Here is a 17,290-nt window from a genome sequence, read left to right on the forward strand (position 1 = left end):
AAAGGGTTCACCTTGCCGAGGCCGGACGCTCCAAGAACCTCGAAGTCACAAAACCGAACCACATTGATAAACCGCCAACGATCACTGACAATGAAGGCATTGTCACCGTTTGGTTAGGGGTTGTCCACGACCACCCACCGAACGACTCAACCAACCGCGACAGGACTCCTATGGCTACCACCGCCCCCTACGGAAGTTGGGCCTCGCCCATCAAAGCCCAGACCCTCACCCAGGGCACCGTCCGCCTCAGCGAACCCGCCATCGACGGCGACGACATCTACTGGCTCGAATCCCGTCCCAGCGAAAAAGGCCGCAGCGTACTCGTGCAGCTCAACGCCCAAGGCCTGCGCCAGGATGTTACCCCCCATCCCCACAGCGTACGCACCCGCGCCAACGAGTATGGCGGCGGCAGCTACTGCGTGCAGGACGGCGTCGTCTACTGCGTGCTCGACAGCGATCAGCGCATCTACCGGCTGATCGGCAAAGAGCTCACCGCTATCTCCCCCGAAGGCGATTATCGCTACGCCGACCTCACACTGGATAGCGAGCGTCAGCGTCTGATCTGTGTGCGTGAAGATCACACCGACAGCGGTACCGAGGAGAAAGCGGAGATTGTCGCCATCGCACTGGACGGCAGTGGCGAAACCCGGGTGCTTGCCTCCGGTGCGGATTTTTACAGCAACCCGCGCCTGAGCCCCGATGGAACCCAGTTCTGCTATCTGTGCTGGAATCACCCCAATATGCCCTGGGACAGCACCGAGTGCCATCTGGCGGAGGTATCCGAGGATGGGGCACTGAAGAATGTCCGGATGATCGCCGGGGGCGAGGACGAGTCAGTGTTTCAGCCGCAGTGGGCCCCGGATGGTGAGCTGTATTTTGTCTCGGACCGCAACAACTGGTGGAACCTGTACCGCTGGACCGGGGAGGATGCGGAAACCCTGTGTCACCTGGACGCGGAGTTTGCCACGCCCCAGTGGGTGTTTGGCATGTCCACTTACGATTTCCTCGGCCCCAATACCGTACTGTGCACCTACACCCAGGAAGGCTACTGGCTGTTGGCGCGGCTGGACCTGACCCACGGTAGTCTGACCCGGATCGAGACCGGTATGACCGACATCAGCTCCGTGCGCTGTGGCGGCGGCAAGGGGCTCTTTCTGGGGGCCAACGCGCAGCACAACACCTGCCTCTGGGCCTTCCGGCCCGAGGGCACCGAGGCGCTGGTGCCGCTGGCCCGTTCAGCATCTACGGACCCGGACCATCATTACCTGTCCAACCCGGAACCCATGACCTTTGAAACCGCCGATGGCGAAGAGGCGCACGGTTTCTATTACCCGCCCCACAATCCCGACTTTGTGGCACCGGAGAGCGAACGCCCGCCGCTGCTGGTGATGTGCCACGGCGGCCCCACCGGAGCGACCCAGACCGCCCTGAACCTTAAAATCCAGTTCTGGACCAGCCGCGGTTTTGCCGTGCTGGATGTCAATTACCGGGGCAGCACCGGTTACGGCCGACGCTACCGCGAGCGGCTCAAGGGCAACTGGGGTGTGACCGATGTGATCGATGTGAGCAGCGGCGCCGAGGCCCTGGCGCAACAGGGGCTGGCGGATCCGGAGCGCTGCGCCATTCGCGGCAGCAGTGCCGGCGGATACACGGTATTGGCCGCCCTCACCTTCCGCGACACTTTCCAGGCCGGCGCCAGCCTTTATGGCATTGGCGATCTGGAAGCCCTGGCTCGGGATACCCACAAGTTTGAATCCCGCTACCTCGACACCCTGGTGGGCCCCTACCCCGCACAGCAAGCCGTGTATCAGGAGCGCTCCCCGATCAGACACATCGAACAACTCCAGTGCCCGGTGATTTTCCTGCAGGGTGAAGAGGACAAAATCGTTCCCCCCAACCAGGCCGAAGCCATGGTCAAGGCACTGACCGACAAGGGCATCGCCAACGCGCTGGTCCTGTTTCCCGAAGAGGGCCACGGCTTCCGCCAGGGCCCGAACATTGAGCGAGCCCTGGAGGCCGAGCTGTATTTTTACGGCCAGGTTTTCGGTTTCACGCCGGCCGACAAAATCGAGCCGGTGCCCATCGCTCACCTGAAGGAGATTCACTGAGTATGGGCCGCTGGCGTCCCCCCGCCCCCCGAAGCTCGCCCTACATCACGCCGACGGGCGCCCGTCGGCTCAAGGAAGAGCTGACCCAGCTGTGGAAGGTTGAGCGTCCGCAAGTGACCCAGACCGTGCACGAGGCTGCAAAAAACGGCGACCGCTCGGAGAACGGCGATTACATCTACGGCAAAAAACGCCTGCGGGAAATCGACCGCCGGGTGCGCTACCTGAGCAAGCGCCTGGAAAACGTGACCATTGTCGATCGCCTGCCGGAGGACCGGAGCAAAATTTTCTTCGGCGCCTGGGTGACCCTGGAAGATGAAGACGGTGAAGAGCGCACCTACCAGATCGTCGGGCCGGACGAGTTTGATCTCAGCAAGGGCCAGCTCAGTGTCGACTCGCCGCTGGCCCGGCAGCTACTCGGCAAGCGGGTGGACGATGAAGTGGTGGTGCGCACCCCGGAGCATGGAGAGCTGGTGTACTGGGTGGCGGCCATTGAATATCGGGCGTATGAGGATGCGCTTCCGTAGGGCCCCGCGAGCCCGGAGCCCTATTGGTGCACTTCCCTGTGCCGCTTCCCTAACTCTCCCGCTTGCGCAAAGTCTCCCGCACTTCCAGGGCATCGTAGCTGTCGCCTTCGGTGGGACGCACTCCCTTACCCAGGCGGATTTCCAGGATCACCTCCGACTCCGCTCGATCACCCGAACGAATCTCGGCACTGTAGGTGGTGGAGGGGCGGGAGCGAGTGGAACAGCCGAGCAGACCGCAGCTGCGCTCCCACTCCCGGGTGCGGCTTGCGCCCAATTTGCTTCCTGACTCCCGCTTCTCGCCATCCATCTGCCGATCAACAACGACGAACCAATCGTGGTCCGCCATCAGGGTCAGTTCGGCGGCCCGCAGCAGAGCGTAATCCATGGCTTCGAATTGGGTATCACCGCGCATTTTAAACGACACACGGTAGCGGTTATCGGCAATCTGGCTTTCCCGGTAGCCGTAGCCGCCGTCTGAGGCAGGTTGGTAGACCTCAGGTGCCGCGCAGGCACTGATCAACAGAGCCATCATCAAAGCGAGTATTGGCTTTTCCATACACTACCTCCCGGTTATCTGGTCAAGGGCTTTAACGATTGTCCCGATGGCCTCTGGCTACGGCTGCCAATCGCCTTCAATCAATTGTTTTTCCTGCTCCGGTTCAATAATGCCGTCGTCCATCATCTGGTCCAGCGCACTGTCCAGCAATGAACCACCGCTGGCGGTCTGATAACTGCCGGGCGCTGCGGCCGGCTGCCGAACACTGGCCAACTCTTCCCAGCCGGCATCCGCCTGTTGGGCTCGGCAGGCAATGTGTTCCGAACGCTCTCCCGCACCGGTCACCGAGTACTGCCGGCAATGCTGCCCATCGCGGTTGACGAAGGTGAGGCGGGGAGTGATTTCCCGACCGTCGGGCAGAGTTTCACTGGTGCCGCTGGGCAGCGTTTCCAGACGCTCGGCGACAGACTGGAACGCATCGGCCTGCGGATTCCCGGCGTTGTCGGTGATCTCGGCCAGTCCGAACCCGAACGCCAGCGCAATAGCAGCGGCAATACCGGTTTGCGCATTCAGGGCCTGACGGGCCCGGCGCCACAGGGGAAAGGCAATCACCTGGGCGGACTCGGCCTTGGTGTCGTCCTCCGCCAACAGCTTTTGTACACCGCTCGGCAGCGGCCGTTCATCAATGGCGTGGGCGCGCTCGCGTACGCGTTTGTCCACGGCACTCAGCTCCGCGAGGCGGTCTGCCAGTGCCGGGTCTTCGGCCAGCCGGGCGCGAACCTGCTCCATTTCGGCCGGGGGCAGTTCGCCGTCCAGAAAGGCCGACAGGGTTTCATCGTTGATGTTCATGCGCTGGTCCTCGCAACAGGTGAATTCAGGCTTTGTATGAGAGCGGTTCGGGCGCGAGCCAGGCGGCTCATCACCGTGCCCGGGGGTATTTCCAGCGTGGCGGCCGCCTCCTTGTAGGACAGGCCCTGAACCGCCACCAGCGACAACACCAGGCGCTGGTCGTCCGGCAGTTGATCCATTGCGCGGCTGACCTGGTCGAGTTCGACTTCGCTCGACATGGCCCGCTCTCCATCGACGATTTCGCGCTCCTGCAGTTGCGGATCAAAGGTCGCTTCCTGACGGACCTTCCGGGAGCGGTAACCGTCGATCCACAAATTCCGGCAAACCCGGAACAGCCATTTCGTCAATTCCACTCCTTCGGGTACCGTGCGGTTCAGCGCTCGCTCTACCGTGCTCTGCAGCAGGTCGTCGGCATCGTCCATCGACCCGGTGAGCGAGTAGGCAAACCGCCTCAGTTGAGGCAATACCTCGGTCAATTCGCTTTTCATAGACAGCACCTTTCTGTTGTACCCTGTTAACGGGCCAGCGGTTTTTTTATTCCCGGCCCCAGGAATTTTTTATCGGGTGAGGCCGTTATAGTAACAGGTACCCCACTAGCTTCTTCACCGGATATGCGATTATGAAAGCCAAACGCCGACCCGCCAGATTGACCCGATTGCGCCCACTGGTGCTGTGCCTGCTGGGCTTGGGCAGCGTCGCCCAGGCTCAAATCGGTTTGCCATCGGCGGTGACCGACCGGGTGGAGCGCTCCGTTGATTCGGTAGAGCGCCTGCGCCGGGACTCCCTACCCGATGTCACCAGTGCCCTGGAGCGCCGGTTCACTGCCCCGTTGCCGGAGCAACTGCCAGACAACCTGCGCCCTCCGGAAGAACCCCTGAGCGCCCTACCGAGCCGCTTGCCGATACTGGATTCCCGGGGCGCCACCCTGTTTATGGAGGTGGAAGTGGAAAACGGCTGGCGCGCCGTACAGAGCGAGTGGCTGCTGATGCTCGCGCCCGAAGAACGGGCGCTGTTGGAACCGCTGAATGTCGAAATCCTGGAGCAGAAGCGTCTGCCAAAACTGGGGTTGGAGATGGTGCGCTTTCGGGTACCGGCACGACTGGATTCCTACGCCGCTCTGCAGACAGCCTTGCCGGCCGACTTGGCCGAACGGCTGGACCGCAACCATATCTACAACCCCCAGTCCGACAACCCATCGTCGACACCTGTCGAGCGCCCGCGCAAACCGCTGTGCGAACAACCGGTGAAGGTGGGCATGATCGATACCGCCATCGCCACGGAACATCCGGGGCTGATCAACAGCCGCATCGTGGAACAAGCCTTTTTACCGGACCCCGAGGGCACCGGAGAGCAAGGTCCGCCCACCGGCCATGGCACGGCGGTCGCCGGGCTCATGGTAGGGAGCTTTGACGACGTTCCCGCACGCTTGCCGGAGGCGAGGCTCTATAACGCCTCCGTGTTCTACAGCCGCAATCAATACGCCCAGGGCGCCACCATGATGCATCTGCTGTCGGGCCTGGAATGGCTGGCCGAGCGGGAGGTGAGCGTGATCAATATGAGCCTGACGGGGCCTGACAACCGCATACTCGCCACCGCCATGGAACGGATCACCGCTGGGGGAACCGCCGTGGTCGCGGCGGCAGGCAATGAGGGGCCCGCAGCCTCACCGCTTTACCCGGCGGCCTACCCCGGCGTAATCGCCATTACCGCCGTGGATGCGGACAGGCAGGTGTATCGCTGGGCCAATCGAGGAGAGCACATCGATTTTGCCGGCCCCGGCGTGTCGGTACGCACCACCCGGGGCAATGGGGAATTTGGCCACGAGAGTGGCACCTCCATGGCCGCGCCGACGGTGACCGCTCATGTGGCCTGTGCCCTGGCCAAGCAACGGGCCTCCAGTGAAGAAGTGGTGCACTATCTGGCCGGGCAGGCAAAAGATCTGGGAGAGAAAGGCCGCGACCCGATTTTTGGCCACGGCCTGTTGGAGTAGCGGGCTAACCTCAGAACTCCACACTCAGCAACGCCGACACCCCGGTTTCCCGGTAATCCGCCGCGTCGAAGTTCGATTGGTAATTACCGTGCTCGACCTTGGTTTCCAGCGCCAACCACTGCGTAAAACTCAGCGACCAGATCGCTTCGACCACATGACTGCGGTCATGCCGAGTGCCCGTTCCGGTCGGCGACATGGCGCTACCCGTTCCGGGCAAGCCTCCGTCGCTTACGTTGTCGTAGTCCCGATCCTGATACCGCCAACCCAGCTGTATCCGGCTTTCCTTACCCGCTATCGAGCCTGTGTAGGAATAGCGAGCCCGCAGTTTAAGAGCGGCATTGTCGAACGCCAGCGAACGGGCCTCCTCCACCTCGCGGCCCACGCCCAGTGACCAGAAGCTACGGGCACCGTTGAAAAAGTAATAGACATCGGCGGCCAGTTCTTCGCCATCGGCGTTGCGTTCGCGGTTGTTCTCAAACCGTTTTTCGCTGTCGGTATAGGCACCGCGAACATACAGGCCCTCGCTGAACAGTTTGGCGGCGTAGAGGCTGTCTCTGGTCAGATCCAGCAAGGGCTCGGACGCGAGCTCGGCGTCCGCGACATGCCGACTCAGGCCCCAGGTAATGCCCGCCAGATCAATGGCAGCATCAAGCGAAGCGATGCCCAGATCCTGGTCGAATTCGCTGACCTCGTGATACCGGCGTGAGGACAGACTGTAACTGCCTTTCAGGGTGATCCGCTCGGTCGGATAAAGCTCACCACCGACCCGGCCGTAAAACACATTTGCCGAGTCGCCCTGGTTGGATGTCTGGTCCAGCGACGCAACCGACAGCGTCGAATCATAGGCACCGCCGGCCTGGAGTTTCACGTTGAAGTCCGCCTTTTTATCCGACGTGCCATCATTCTGAGCAAGGGCGGGAACACTGGAAAAAACGGCGGCAACGGTCAGTACCATTCGGGGTAATGTATTCATATTCATGGGAATGACTCCGAAAAAAAGCACCGGTCGGACTGAGGCCCGCCGGTGCTGACTGGAAGTGGGTGTTAGCGGGTGATACTGGCATCGAGTACCTGTTTGACGGAGGCTTCAGCGGCCCCGGCCGCTTCGCCGGCCACCTGGTCGGCCACCGTTGCGCTCACCTGCTGGGCAACCTCCGCATCAACCGCCGTCGCCGTTGCCGCGCTTACCGAGTTGGACACTTCATTGCCAACCGCCTGGCTGACTTCCGCGGCCACATCGGCACCAGCCGCCGCCGTAACGCTGGCCGACTCCACAGCCGCAGCGGCCTGCTCCTCTGCCTGGGCGCCAGCCTCTGCAGCGGTATCAACGCCACCCTGAACAGCGGCTTCGGCCGTGCCCTGCCCCTGTTCCATACGCTCACCGGCTTGCTCACCGACGGACGCCGCCGTGGTCAGCCCCGCCTCGGCGCCGGCATTGGCTTCGCCCTCGACATTCTGTGCAGCCGAGGTAGCAACCTCGCCAGTGCCTTCCAGCAGAGTGCGGGACTCAGCAGTCAGGTTGGAAGCGCTACCGGATGTTTCATCAGCATCGTCGTTGATAGCATCCCCGTTATCGGAAACCTCATTGCCCGTTTCGGCGGGCTCATCCTGGGAAGACGGCTCTTCGGACCGCAGGCTCACAGTGGACGAGCCGCCCGCATCGCCGCGGGCTTCTGTAGACGCCGCGTTCTGCTGATCCTGTTCACCTGCCGGCTCACCGGCGTCACGAGTTCCTGAGGTTTGCATCTGCGCATCGGCGCTAACCCGAGCGTCAGCCTCGGCCTCAGAATTGAAGGTTTGAGCGGAGCTTGGCAGAGCCAAAACAGAAGCGATTGCGAGAACGAGTGTTGATTTTTTCATGACTAAGACCTCCTACTGATTGGGTTTCAACCAGTTAACGTCTTAGCGGGAGTTTTATTCCATTAAGGGGCTCAGAGTAGATTTCACGGCCATTATCATGGTGAGGGATTAGCCAGAGACGGGGCTACGCTTAGGGCGCAGTAAGCTAATGTCCGTCAAAGTGGTGCAAGTTCACGCAGCGGAAAACCAGTCCGACAACATGCGCTTGTTAGGCGATACACCGACCATACCTATACCAGACAACATTTTTTGTACTTTCTTTGACTACCACAGGGACATGGATCATTACGACCTATCTTCTTTTCATTTCGCCTTTTTGTCGAAAAGTTCACTCGGCCACCATTCTTAAGATTCTGGGGCTTTGGAAGATCTTTAATTGCTTGATCCATCTCATCAGATTGCACCCAGTCAAATTTCATCTCAAGACCGAATTTAATTTTTCTACTTGTAGGATCTAGGCAAAGTCCAAACCAAGTATCGGCTTTTAAAGCGTATTTTCTTTTTTCACAGTGATTTTTTAACCTAGGACCAGCAATATTTACCTTGTCACCATTGCAATGGATAGTTAGTCCGGTTTTACCTTGATCTATACCCAAGGTTAAATCATGATGCTTTCCATCCACACTATGTAATTTACATAGCTGATCAATCCCGTCATTAATTTGTTCTATGGTGTCTCCACTCAATGAAAGGAGCAGAAAGCCAAGATCAATGGTCGCGGGATCGTCTAGACCATCAATTTCAGCTATTAGCCGGCCATAAGTGGTATCTTTGTACTTTGTCAATATACCTTCTGGGGTTTGAATTCCTGGGGCACCATTCCTCCTTGTGAGCATAGCCAAGTCTAGATCGGCACAAATATCATCGCCTAACTGGATCATAGAAATATCACTATCAATCCATAAGTTCTGCTTTAAATGATAGGAAAGGATTGTTAACTCATGATTAGATAAAATCCTTTCCGCGTATTCGACCCTTCTATTTACATAGCTCAGAAAATGTAGTGGAGACTGTAGCATCTCAGTCATAACATCCAGAAGGAAAACATCCATGACAAATGGAGGCTTAATCTCTTTCGTCGTTTGATATGTTAAAAACTGACGTGCTTGAAAACTAAGAGCGGGATAATGATCAGAGACTACGCAGAAAGGATATATGCTTTCAAATTCTCTATATATCTTTAGCTCGCTTCCAGAAGAGTCCTGCAGCCGGTAGCTTTCATCATTTAAGAACTCGGCGCATTGGTATGCTTGATCATAAGCATCTTGAACCGCTTTTTTAAAGTCTTCCTTAAGACTATTGTCGTTCCCTTTTCTTGCGGCAATTGTTAATTTTTTTGATTTTGCTTGAAGAACAATTGCCCTATTGGCAAAAATAACAAGTACATCTATTTCTCCAACTCTAGTTTTCTTATCTTTATAAATATCAATATTGGTAAAAACCCTATTTTTACCAAATACGAGATTAAGCCTTTCTTCTGAGAAACTTTCAGTGAATAACCCTCTGTTTTCTCTAGCTTTAACTTTGTAATTATTGTCCGCATTGAACCAAAAGAAAGGCGTTTCATACAAGGCCTCTAGCAGTCCGTAATTTTGAAACAAAATGAACTCACTTTCGCTCACCCTTATAATTGGGTAAGCATTCATAGGGTTGAAGTCATCTAAAGCGGAGAACTGATTTTTATCAATGTCCGGCGGACAAGTAAACGACTCAAGAAAGAATTTCGTGACCTCTAGATCTACACCGGATTTTTCTGACAATTCCTTATCGGTAAAGACGAATCCAGGAAGCATTGTCCAATCTTCCGGCGATAGCGTCTTTAGTTGAGAGGGAATCACATCGCTAATTTTAGTGTTTTGCAAAAGAAGCAAAGAAGATACTATCTGTTCTGCTTCTTGAATTGAATACCCCTTATTCTTCTGGAACCAATCGCTATCATTTTTATACTTTATTAATGCGAGATCTCGATATTGAAAGTTATAGGCGGCCTCTCCTCCATAGAATATCGATTCTCTCAACGCTTTTCCTGTCCTGAAAGGATTAAAGCTAGGGTCTCCAATTTTGCTTTTATCAAATATTTCTTCTAGTGGAGGCATCATAGCCTTATGCAAACTTTTTAATAGAGATTCGGTTTTATCAATATATTCCTGAATGCTTTTCGGTCCTGGATGAGTAATATTAAGTTGGCCTTTACACGCCAAACCTATTAATGTCGAAATTTCAGTACGAACAAGCCTTTCAAATGAAAATTGCTGAATCACATCATCAACAACCATCTCGCCATCTTTATACCGAATAGTGTTATCTCTAAAGCAAAAGTAAGCTATAGCATGTAGGTAGCCCGGAGATCTGCATAGCGACTCCAGCTCATCAAACAATTCCTGCTCAGTTTTTATTACATCATTCATTGATATACACCGATTTTGGGCTGGCGCCTAACGCTCGGCTCTGCGGCTGCCAAAAGTGGCGCTGTTTTTGCGACAGCAAAAGGAGTGACATTATTGGCAGTCGGAAAGCAGCCGCTTGTTATGGCCTCCCAAGGCTAGATGAGGTCATTGAGAGAGCCGAATGCCTGTCTGAACCTGTCAAGCTGCGAATCGCTTAGATCCTTTTTTAGTTCGCTAATCTTTGACGCAAAATACTTGGCAGGACGATAGTGGTTGAATTTAATCCCATTTGGTAGAGGGTGTTTTTCTAGATATTCCTCTACTTTCTTTACTACTCGCCCTTTGCCTTTTCTTAGGTCAGATACAGATATATTTATTCCATATTCCTTATTTACTAGTTTTAGGTAAAACCCCTCGTTAAACATATCCTCCACATCAGCCTCGTCTCCATCAGTAAAATCCGCATAAGTAAGCACGGACTTCTTATGAAGAAGCTTTTTCTTGAATATATTTTCGATGCTTTGCTTATCCTTTTTTTGGTAGTCGATCAGAACTGCAACATTTAGACTTCTCTGGGAGCCAATCAACGAAACAAAGGTCGATACCTTGTCAGATCCGCCCACTGGAGTAATTGTCCACTGGTCACTAAGCCCGTCCTCACCGCTCTCCTGCAACAACGACGAAATTGTTTGCAAATACAGAAGATCAGAAACACCCTCCACTACAAGATTATTTGGTCCTACAAATAATGTTTGATGAATTTCATAGCCTAGAGCACCTTGTAGCGGAAATAGGCTATCCTCAGTGGCCTCTAAAATTTCTGTAGTGACCTTGGTTCCCTCTTTCTCTTTAGGCACTAATTCGTCAGATTTTTCGACACTAATGTCTTGCACAATGCGAACTCGATCAAACCTCGTGGAATCCACAAGAAACGGAGAATGCGTCGAGTAAATAACCTGATGGTGTGGCCGCAACTCTTTCTCAAAATACTCCAGAAGATCTGCTTGCGCCTTTGCATGCAAGGATAATCCTGGCTCATCCAGAAGAAGAATTAGATTTTCCTTATTCCTTTTCAGATCAGAATACCAGGCTAGAAAAGAGAAAAACCATACAAAACCTCTCGAACGAGTCCGCAAAGGGGTACTAACCATGTGCTTGGTGTCTACAACACGGCCCCAGATATTGGTTCCGGATCTCATTCCTTCTGGGTCTTCTGGTTGAGCAGGTCTAATATCAAATTTCAGCCGTATGTGCTTATTTTGCGACCAATACTTGAGCACTCGTGAGGTAAGCTGGTTTTCAGCTGCTTCTAATTTTGATAGTAACGCTTCGGTGCGCTTTGGATCTGAAAGCTCGTCTAGTTTTAACTTTGCAAGAGAGAGCAAGCCAAGCAAGGGGTGATCCGATTCAATTAACGTATTCTCTGCACGCCTTTTTTGGAGCGCCTCTACATTATCTTGGCCTTTCATCTGGTAATAGTCGTCGAAGTACAAGAACTTGGGAATTCTGCTTCTTAATATGTCGTTGTAAACGACGTATCTAAGTCCGTTTTCCTTTATAGGTTTAATCTTGCGTAACAACGACTGTGCAGCATCTGTTTGCTCAGCAACTTCGATAATAGAGCAGACCTCAGTAACAGAGCCAGCTGCCAGCGCTTGCTCATTTACTGTAGCGGATAAATCTGTTGATTTTATCAGGTATTGCAGTGCCTTTTCTTGGTTTAGCTTAAGCTCTCCGAATGTTCGCTTATTATCGTAGTCTTTTGAAAGTGATACTATCGGGTTGCTAGAGGCGAAGCACTCCTCACCATAGATAGCTTCGACTGCCAAAATGTCTTCGTTTTCCAACTCATAAGTAGCAGTGACAACTACTGCAGGCTCACGCTCGCCCTCTTCTACAGCCTCTTCATAGTCGGAAACATCTCTTCTTGGATAGTCATCCGTAACATCGAAATAACCATCCTCTTCAATTATTGGATTGAGCTTGTACAGGGCTCGCAAAATTGCCGTTTTCCCTGACTCATTCTTCCCCACAAGGCAAGTGATATCATTAATTTCGAACTCCGTAGAGTCGTTAATACTACGGAACTCTTTGATATGTGCTTTCGCTAACTTCATCTTGCCTCCAATTGATTGATGTTGCTTCCTATTCTTGATTGAGCATTGCCATAACAGTATATTCAACATCAATCTGACGTACTTAATCGCGTCAGAATGACGTGTTTAAGTACGTCAGATTGACATATATCCCCGGTCTGCCCAGAAAAATCTTTACCTTAAACGTTTATTGCTTTACGCGGATTTTTGCGTCAAAGCCCGCCCATTCACCGGCTAAAGTGTGCACTATCTCACATTTTTTGCAAACCCGGGAAGCTTGTCGCTATGGCGTCGCCGCCCGAAACACCAGCCCCTTTTCCCGGTATTCGGCCACACTGATGCCGTAGGTCCCATCTTTGAGGGCCCGTTGAATCAGGAAATCGTCTTTCAGTTGACCCCGCTCCACATCCGCCAGGTTAATGACCTGTTCTTTTTTGAGTGGTCGCTCGCCTCGCTTGATCAGAATCACCTTGGGCAGGTGGCGGTACTTCTTACTGGTTTCCAGCACTATGCCCACCAGCTCGTTGCGCAGCTGTACGATAGTGCCCGGGGGATAAAGGCCGATGCTTTTGATGAATTCCAGGGCGAGCTTCTCATCGAAATGGGTGCCGCGATCCTTGTAGATATTTTTCAGAGCGGAGGTGGTGGGAATGGCCTCCGCGTAACAGCGGTTGGCGGTCATGGCATCGTAGGCGTCGACCAGCGCGATGATGCGGGCGAAGCGGGATATTTTTTCCGCTGGCAGTTTGCGCGGATAACCGGTTCCGTCGATGCGTTCGTGGTGGGTGTAGGCCACGTCCACCACCACGTTGAAAATGCCCGGCGTGGACAGCAACAGGTTGCGGCCGTGCACGGTATGGGCCCGGATCATGTTGAACTCTTTCGGGGTGAGCGCGCCCGGTTTATTCAAGATGTCCGGCGGTACCCGCATCTTGCCCACATCGTGGAGCAGACCGCACAGACCCAGCTTTTCCAGGTCCGCCTCTTCCATGCCCAGGTGCCGCCCGAAAGCGATGGCCAGTATGCAGACGTTCAGGCAGTGCTCGGCGGTGTATTCGTCTTCATTGCGGATTTTGGTCATCCACAGGAGCGCATCGGGGTTGCGCAGGATGCTGTCGACGCAGGTCCGAACCGTGGCTTTGGCCTGTTCGGTATTGATGGCACCCCCAAGGCGAATGTCATCGACCAGGGTTTTGGTGAGCTGGCGGGCCTGGCGAAACACCTTGATCGCCTGACCGTGCTCTTCCCGGGCCGAAACTTTATTGATGTAGGTGGTTTTGGGGCGGATGGCGGCTTTCAGGCCAGTGCGCTGTTCCGGGGGCCGCCAATTCGTCGGCACGGCGTCGATCCAGACATACTCGGCGTATTCGGCCACGGTGTCGACATCTTCCGGGCCTTCGATCATAAAGCCCTGCACCAGGAACGGCGTATCGAGCCAATCCCGATCGAGTTTGGAAACGAACATGCCGACTCTGAGCTCGGAGACGTGGATTTTGATGGAGCTTGTGCTCCGGTCCATCGAATCCGGCTGGACGTCTTGCCAATTCACCGTTACTTCTCCTGGCCGAGATTCCATCACTTTTATTGTAGTTCACGGATTGGAGGTTAACCGATTTCATTGGGGTGGTCACAGAGTTTTTGTTTATAAGGAGAAGGCTGATTTCGGCGCCAGAGTCATAAGATGGCGTTGCAATCGATTGGTGGAGTGGCTTACCGATTCGTAGGTTGGTTTAGGCCGAAGGCCGTAAGCCCACGTTGTGGGGATCGGGTGGGATTGTCGGATTACGCGCTTTGCGCTAATCCGACCTACGGGGTTGGGTTTTGGCTTGGTTCCAGAGGGTATCGAGGGCTTCGAGAGAGTGATCGTTCAGATTTCCCTCGGCATTCTGCTCGACGTAGCGGAAGCGCTGCTCAAACTTGCGGTTGGCCTGACGCAGAGCCGCTTCGGGGTCGATCTTCAGGTGGCGGGCGGTATTGGTGACGGCGAACAGCAGGTCGCCCAGCTCTTCGGTCAGGTGAGCCTGGTCGCCGGCCTCCAGCGCCTCGGTCAACTCGTCGGTCTCCTCCCGGATTTTACCCAGGGGACCGCGGACGTCCGGCCAATCGAAGCCGACGTTGGCGGCGCGTTTTTGCAATTTGGCCGCGCGGCTGAGGGCCGGGAGATTCAGGGGCACGTCGTCGAGTACACCCCGCACGCCCTTCTCTTCCCGCTCCTGCTGTTTGATGGCCTCCCAGCGCTGTTTGACATCCGCCGGCAATGAGGCCTGGTCGTCCACGCGACTGTCCAGGGTGCCATCGGGGAAGACATGCGGGTGACGGCGAATCAGTTTGCTCACCAAGCCATCAACGATCTGGCCGAAATCAAAGCGCTCCTCTTCCTTGCCCAGTTGGCTGTAGAAAATCACCTGAAACAGCAGATCTCCGAGCTCTTCGCGCAGATGGTCATAGTCGCCCCGCTCGATGGTGTCCACCACTTCGTAGGCCTCTTCCAGGGTGGAGGGGGCGATGGTGCGGTAGGACTGCTTCAGGTCCCAGGGGCAGCCGGTGTTGGGCTCGCGCAGGCGGGACATGAGGTAGAGTAAGTCGTCTACAGTGTGAGGCATGATTGTGATGGTCCCGAGTGTTTGGGTTGCGGCGGATGCGGCCGTTGGCCTTATCCGCCCTACGGGTTGTTTTGGTGCCAGCGCTTAGTGTTTGCGGCGGGCCGAGGCAATGTTGGGTAGCTGGTTGAGGCGCGTGAGGATTCGGCTCAGTTCATCGATGCTTCGAATCTCGGCGCTGACCAGCATATCCACGGTGTTCTTGCGCTTGTCGGACAGCGTCTGCATGGCGCTGATGTTGATACGTTCGCTGTCCAGCAGTGTGGTGATGTCCCGCAGCAGCCCCTGACGGTCGTAGGCTTCGATGATGATATCCACCGAGTAGCTGCTCTGAGGCGTCTCACCCCAGGACACTTTGATGATCCGCTGGGGTTCATCGGCCTGAAGCTGCAAGATGTTGCTGCAATCCTGTCGGTGAATGGACACGCCTTTACCCAGGGTGATATAGCCGGTAATGGCATCCCCGGGGACCGGGTTACAGCAACTGGCAATCTGGGTGAGCAGGTTGCCCACACCTTCGATGTAGACATCCGAATCTTTCTTGCGTTTGCCGGATTTGGCCTTGAACGGGATGACCAGCTCTTCCGGGCGCGAGGCCTTGAGCAGTCGCTGAGCGGCACTCAGTACCTGACCGACACCGATATCGCTGGCGCCTACCGCGGCGTAGAGGTCGTCCAGACTCTGCATATTCAGTTTGTGGGCCAGGGCTTCGAAATCCAGATCCAGCAGCGCCAACCGTTTGAATTCCCGATCCAACAGCGCCTGACCTTCGGCAATGTTCTGGTCCCGTGCCTGCACCTTGAACCAGTGCTGCACCTTGGCCCGGGCCCGGGCGGTGTTGATATAGCCCAGTGCCGGCGACAGCCAATCCCGGCTGGGCGCCTCCCGCTTGCCGGTGAGAATTTCCACTTGATCGGCGGTATTCAGGTGATAGTTCAGGGGCACGATACGGTTGTTGACCTTGGCACCGCGACAGCGATGACCCACATCCGTGTGAATGCGGTAGGCAAAATCCAGCGGGGTGGCGGTTTTGGGCAAATCCACCACGTGGCCTTCCGGGGTAAACACGTAGATGCGGTCCTGATCTACCGCGCGCAGGCCTTCCTTGAGCGGCTGGCCGTCGCCGCCCAACTCGTCGTGCCACTCGAGCACCTGACGCAACCAGGCAATTTTCTGTTCGTAGCTTTTTTCACTGGCATCGGTATCGGTACCTTTATAGCGCCAGTGGGCACACACCCCCAGCTCCGCCTCATCGTGCATGGCGAAGGTGCGGATCTGAATTTCCAGTACTTTGTTGTCCGGACCAATGACCGCGGTATGCAGTGACCGGTAGCCATTTTCCTTGGGCGAGGCGATGTAGTCATCGAACTCGTGGGGGATGTTGCGCCACTGACTGTGCACGATACCCAGCACGGTGTAGCAGTCGCGCACGGTGGGCACCAGTATGCGCACGGCCCGAATGTCGTACACCTGGGAGAAGCTGATGCCCTTGCGCTGCATCTTCCGCCAGATGCTGTAAATGTGCTTGGCCCGGCCGGTGACCTCACCGTCAATATGGGCGTCTTTCAACTCATCGCGCAACACCTTCAGGACGTTGTCGATGTATTCCTGGCGCGCCAGCCGCCGCTCATCCAGCAGTGTGGCGATGCGCTTGTAATCCGCCGGCTCCAGATAGCGGAAGGCCAGGTCTTCCAGTTCCCACTTGATGTGGCCAATGCCCAGGCGGTGCGCCAGGGGGGCGTAGACGTCCGCCACTTCCCGGGCGACCTGCCGCCGCCGCTGGGGGCCTGAGTCCTTGACCGCGCGTATGGCGCAGGTGCGCTCGGCCAGCTTGATCAGCGCCACGCGCACATCATCGACCATGGCCACCAGCATCTTGCGGATATTTTCCGCCTGCTCTTCGGATTGCCGACCGAACACCCGCTCGTCGCCATCGCCGCGCTGATAGCTGATCGCGGCCATGCGCAATACGCCCTTGATCAGCTTGGCCACCGTCTCGCCAAAGGCTTTCTGGACGGCCTCAAGGGTGAGGCGCTCTTCGCGCACCGCCCGGTAGAGAATGGCCGCCACCAGGGTGTCCTGATCCAGTTGCAGATCCGCCAGCAACTCGGCCATATCCAGCCCGATACTCAGACAACTGCTGCCCCAGTCATACTCAACCTGAGTGTTGACCCGGTCGGCTTCGGCGCTGAGGGCACAGGCCCGGAGCAGCTGCGCCTGGCTTTCTTCTGAGCGCTCCGCCGCCCCGGGCAATCGCTCAAGCCAGGCGTCAATGTCAATGGTGCCGTCGTCGGCAACGGGATGGTCTTCTCGAACTTTTACCATCGGTCTTGTTCACCCTCGACCCCCGGCCGTCAAAAAGCCCGGAGATCGTCCTGTC

Annotated in this window: 13 protein-coding genes; 3 read left to right on the plus strand and 10 right to left on the minus strand. The window is 55.7% G+C overall.

Annotated elements, in window-relative coordinates; genetic code table 11:
- Positions 1–170: 170 nt before the first annotated feature.
- Together B3520_RS13095 and greB are read left to right on the plus strand one after the other, a co-directional pair.
- On the plus strand, positions 171–2,108 hold the full coding sequence (locus B3520_RS13095; RefSeq protein WP_286807448.1) for a S9 family peptidase: 1,938 nt from the start codon (positions 171–173) through the stop codon (positions 2,106–2,108).
- 2 nt (positions 2,109–2,110) lie between these two features.
- Positions 2,111–2,632 carry a transcription elongation factor GreB gene (gene greB / locus B3520_RS13100; RefSeq protein WP_024460515.1) on the plus strand — a complete coding sequence of 174 codons (522 nt, stop codon included), beginning with the start codon at positions 2,111–2,113 and terminating at the stop codon, positions 2,630–2,632.
- A gap of 49 nt (positions 2,633–2,681) precedes the next feature.
- Here greB and B3520_RS13105 read toward each other — a convergent pair whose 3' ends face one another.
- From B3520_RS13105 to B3520_RS13115, 3 genes are read right to left on the minus strand one after another with little or no spacing between them, the layout of a single operon-like run.
- Complete coding sequence (locus B3520_RS13105; protein WP_286807449.1) at positions 2,682–3,188, minus strand: CC0125/CC1285 family lipoprotein; 507 nt, start codon at positions 3,186–3,188, stop codon at positions 2,682–2,684.
- 57 nt (positions 3,189–3,245) lie between these two features.
- Positions 3,246–3,977: a hypothetical protein gene (locus tag B3520_RS13110; RefSeq protein WP_286807450.1), complete on the minus strand. Its 732-nt coding sequence runs from the start codon at positions 3,975–3,977 to the stop codon at positions 3,246–3,248.
- A complete protein-coding gene (locus B3520_RS13115) occupies positions 3,974–4,465 on the minus strand; it encodes an RNA polymerase sigma factor (RefSeq protein ID WP_024460518.1) in 492 nt (163 codons plus the stop codon). Before B3520_RS13115 ends, B3520_RS13110 begins: the two co-directional genes overlap by 4 nt.
- 131 nt (positions 4,466–4,596) lie before the next feature.
- On the opposite strand from B3520_RS13115, the gene B3520_RS13120 reads away from it, so the two are divergent.
- Positions 4,597–5,967: a S8 family serine peptidase gene (locus B3520_RS13120; RefSeq protein WP_286807451.1), complete on the plus strand. Its 1,371-nt coding sequence runs from the start codon at positions 4,597–4,599 to the stop codon at positions 5,965–5,967.
- Between the two features lie 10 nt (positions 5,968–5,977).
- Here the strand turns inward: B3520_RS13120 and B3520_RS13125 are convergent, their stop codons facing one another.
- The 7 genes from B3520_RS13125 to relA all read right to left on the minus strand — a co-directional run bounded on the left by B3520_RS13125 (position 5,978) and on the right by relA (position 17,235).
- On the minus strand, positions 5,978–6,946 hold the full coding sequence (locus tag B3520_RS13125; RefSeq protein WP_286807452.1) for a hypothetical protein: 969 nt from the start codon (positions 6,944–6,946) through the stop codon (positions 5,978–5,980).
- Positions 6,947–7,011: 65 nt separating this feature from the next.
- Positions 7,012–7,713: a hypothetical protein gene (locus B3520_RS13130; RefSeq protein WP_286807453.1), complete on the minus strand. Its 702-nt coding sequence runs from the start codon at positions 7,711–7,713 to the stop codon at positions 7,012–7,014.
- Between the two features lie 344 nt (positions 7,714–8,057).
- Positions 8,058–10,235: an SEC-C metal-binding domain-containing protein gene (locus B3520_RS13135; RefSeq protein ID WP_286807454.1), complete on the minus strand. Its 2,178-nt coding sequence runs from the start codon at positions 10,233–10,235 to the stop codon at positions 8,058–8,060.
- Between the two features lie 134 nt (positions 10,236–10,369).
- Positions 10,370–12,331, minus strand: a complete 1,962-nt coding sequence (locus tag B3520_RS13140; RefSeq protein WP_286807456.1) for an AAA family ATPase — start codon at positions 12,329–12,331, stop codon at positions 10,370–10,372.
- Between the two features lie 262 nt (positions 12,332–12,593).
- A complete protein-coding gene (locus B3520_RS13145) occupies positions 12,594–13,886 on the minus strand; it encodes an HD-GYP domain-containing protein (protein WP_349678484.1) in 1,293 nt (430 codons plus the stop codon).
- A 220-nt stretch (positions 13,887–14,106) separates the two neighbouring features.
- Positions 14,107–14,913 carry a nucleoside triphosphate pyrophosphohydrolase gene (gene mazG, locus B3520_RS13150; RefSeq protein ID WP_286807458.1) on the minus strand — a complete coding sequence of 269 codons (807 nt, stop codon included), beginning with the start codon at positions 14,911–14,913 and terminating at the stop codon, positions 14,107–14,109.
- Between the two features lie 84 nt (positions 14,914–14,997).
- Positions 14,998–17,235, minus strand: a complete 2,238-nt coding sequence (gene relA, locus B3520_RS13155) for a GTP diphosphokinase (protein ID WP_286807460.1) — start codon at positions 17,233–17,235, stop codon at positions 14,998–15,000.
- Positions 17,236–17,290: the final 55 nt, after the last annotated feature.

The sequence above is a fragment of the Marinimicrobium sp. UBA4509 genome (assembly GCF_002388575.1).
Lineage (GTDB): Bacteria > Pseudomonadota > Gammaproteobacteria > Pseudomonadales > Cellvibrionaceae > Marinimicrobium > Marinimicrobium koreense.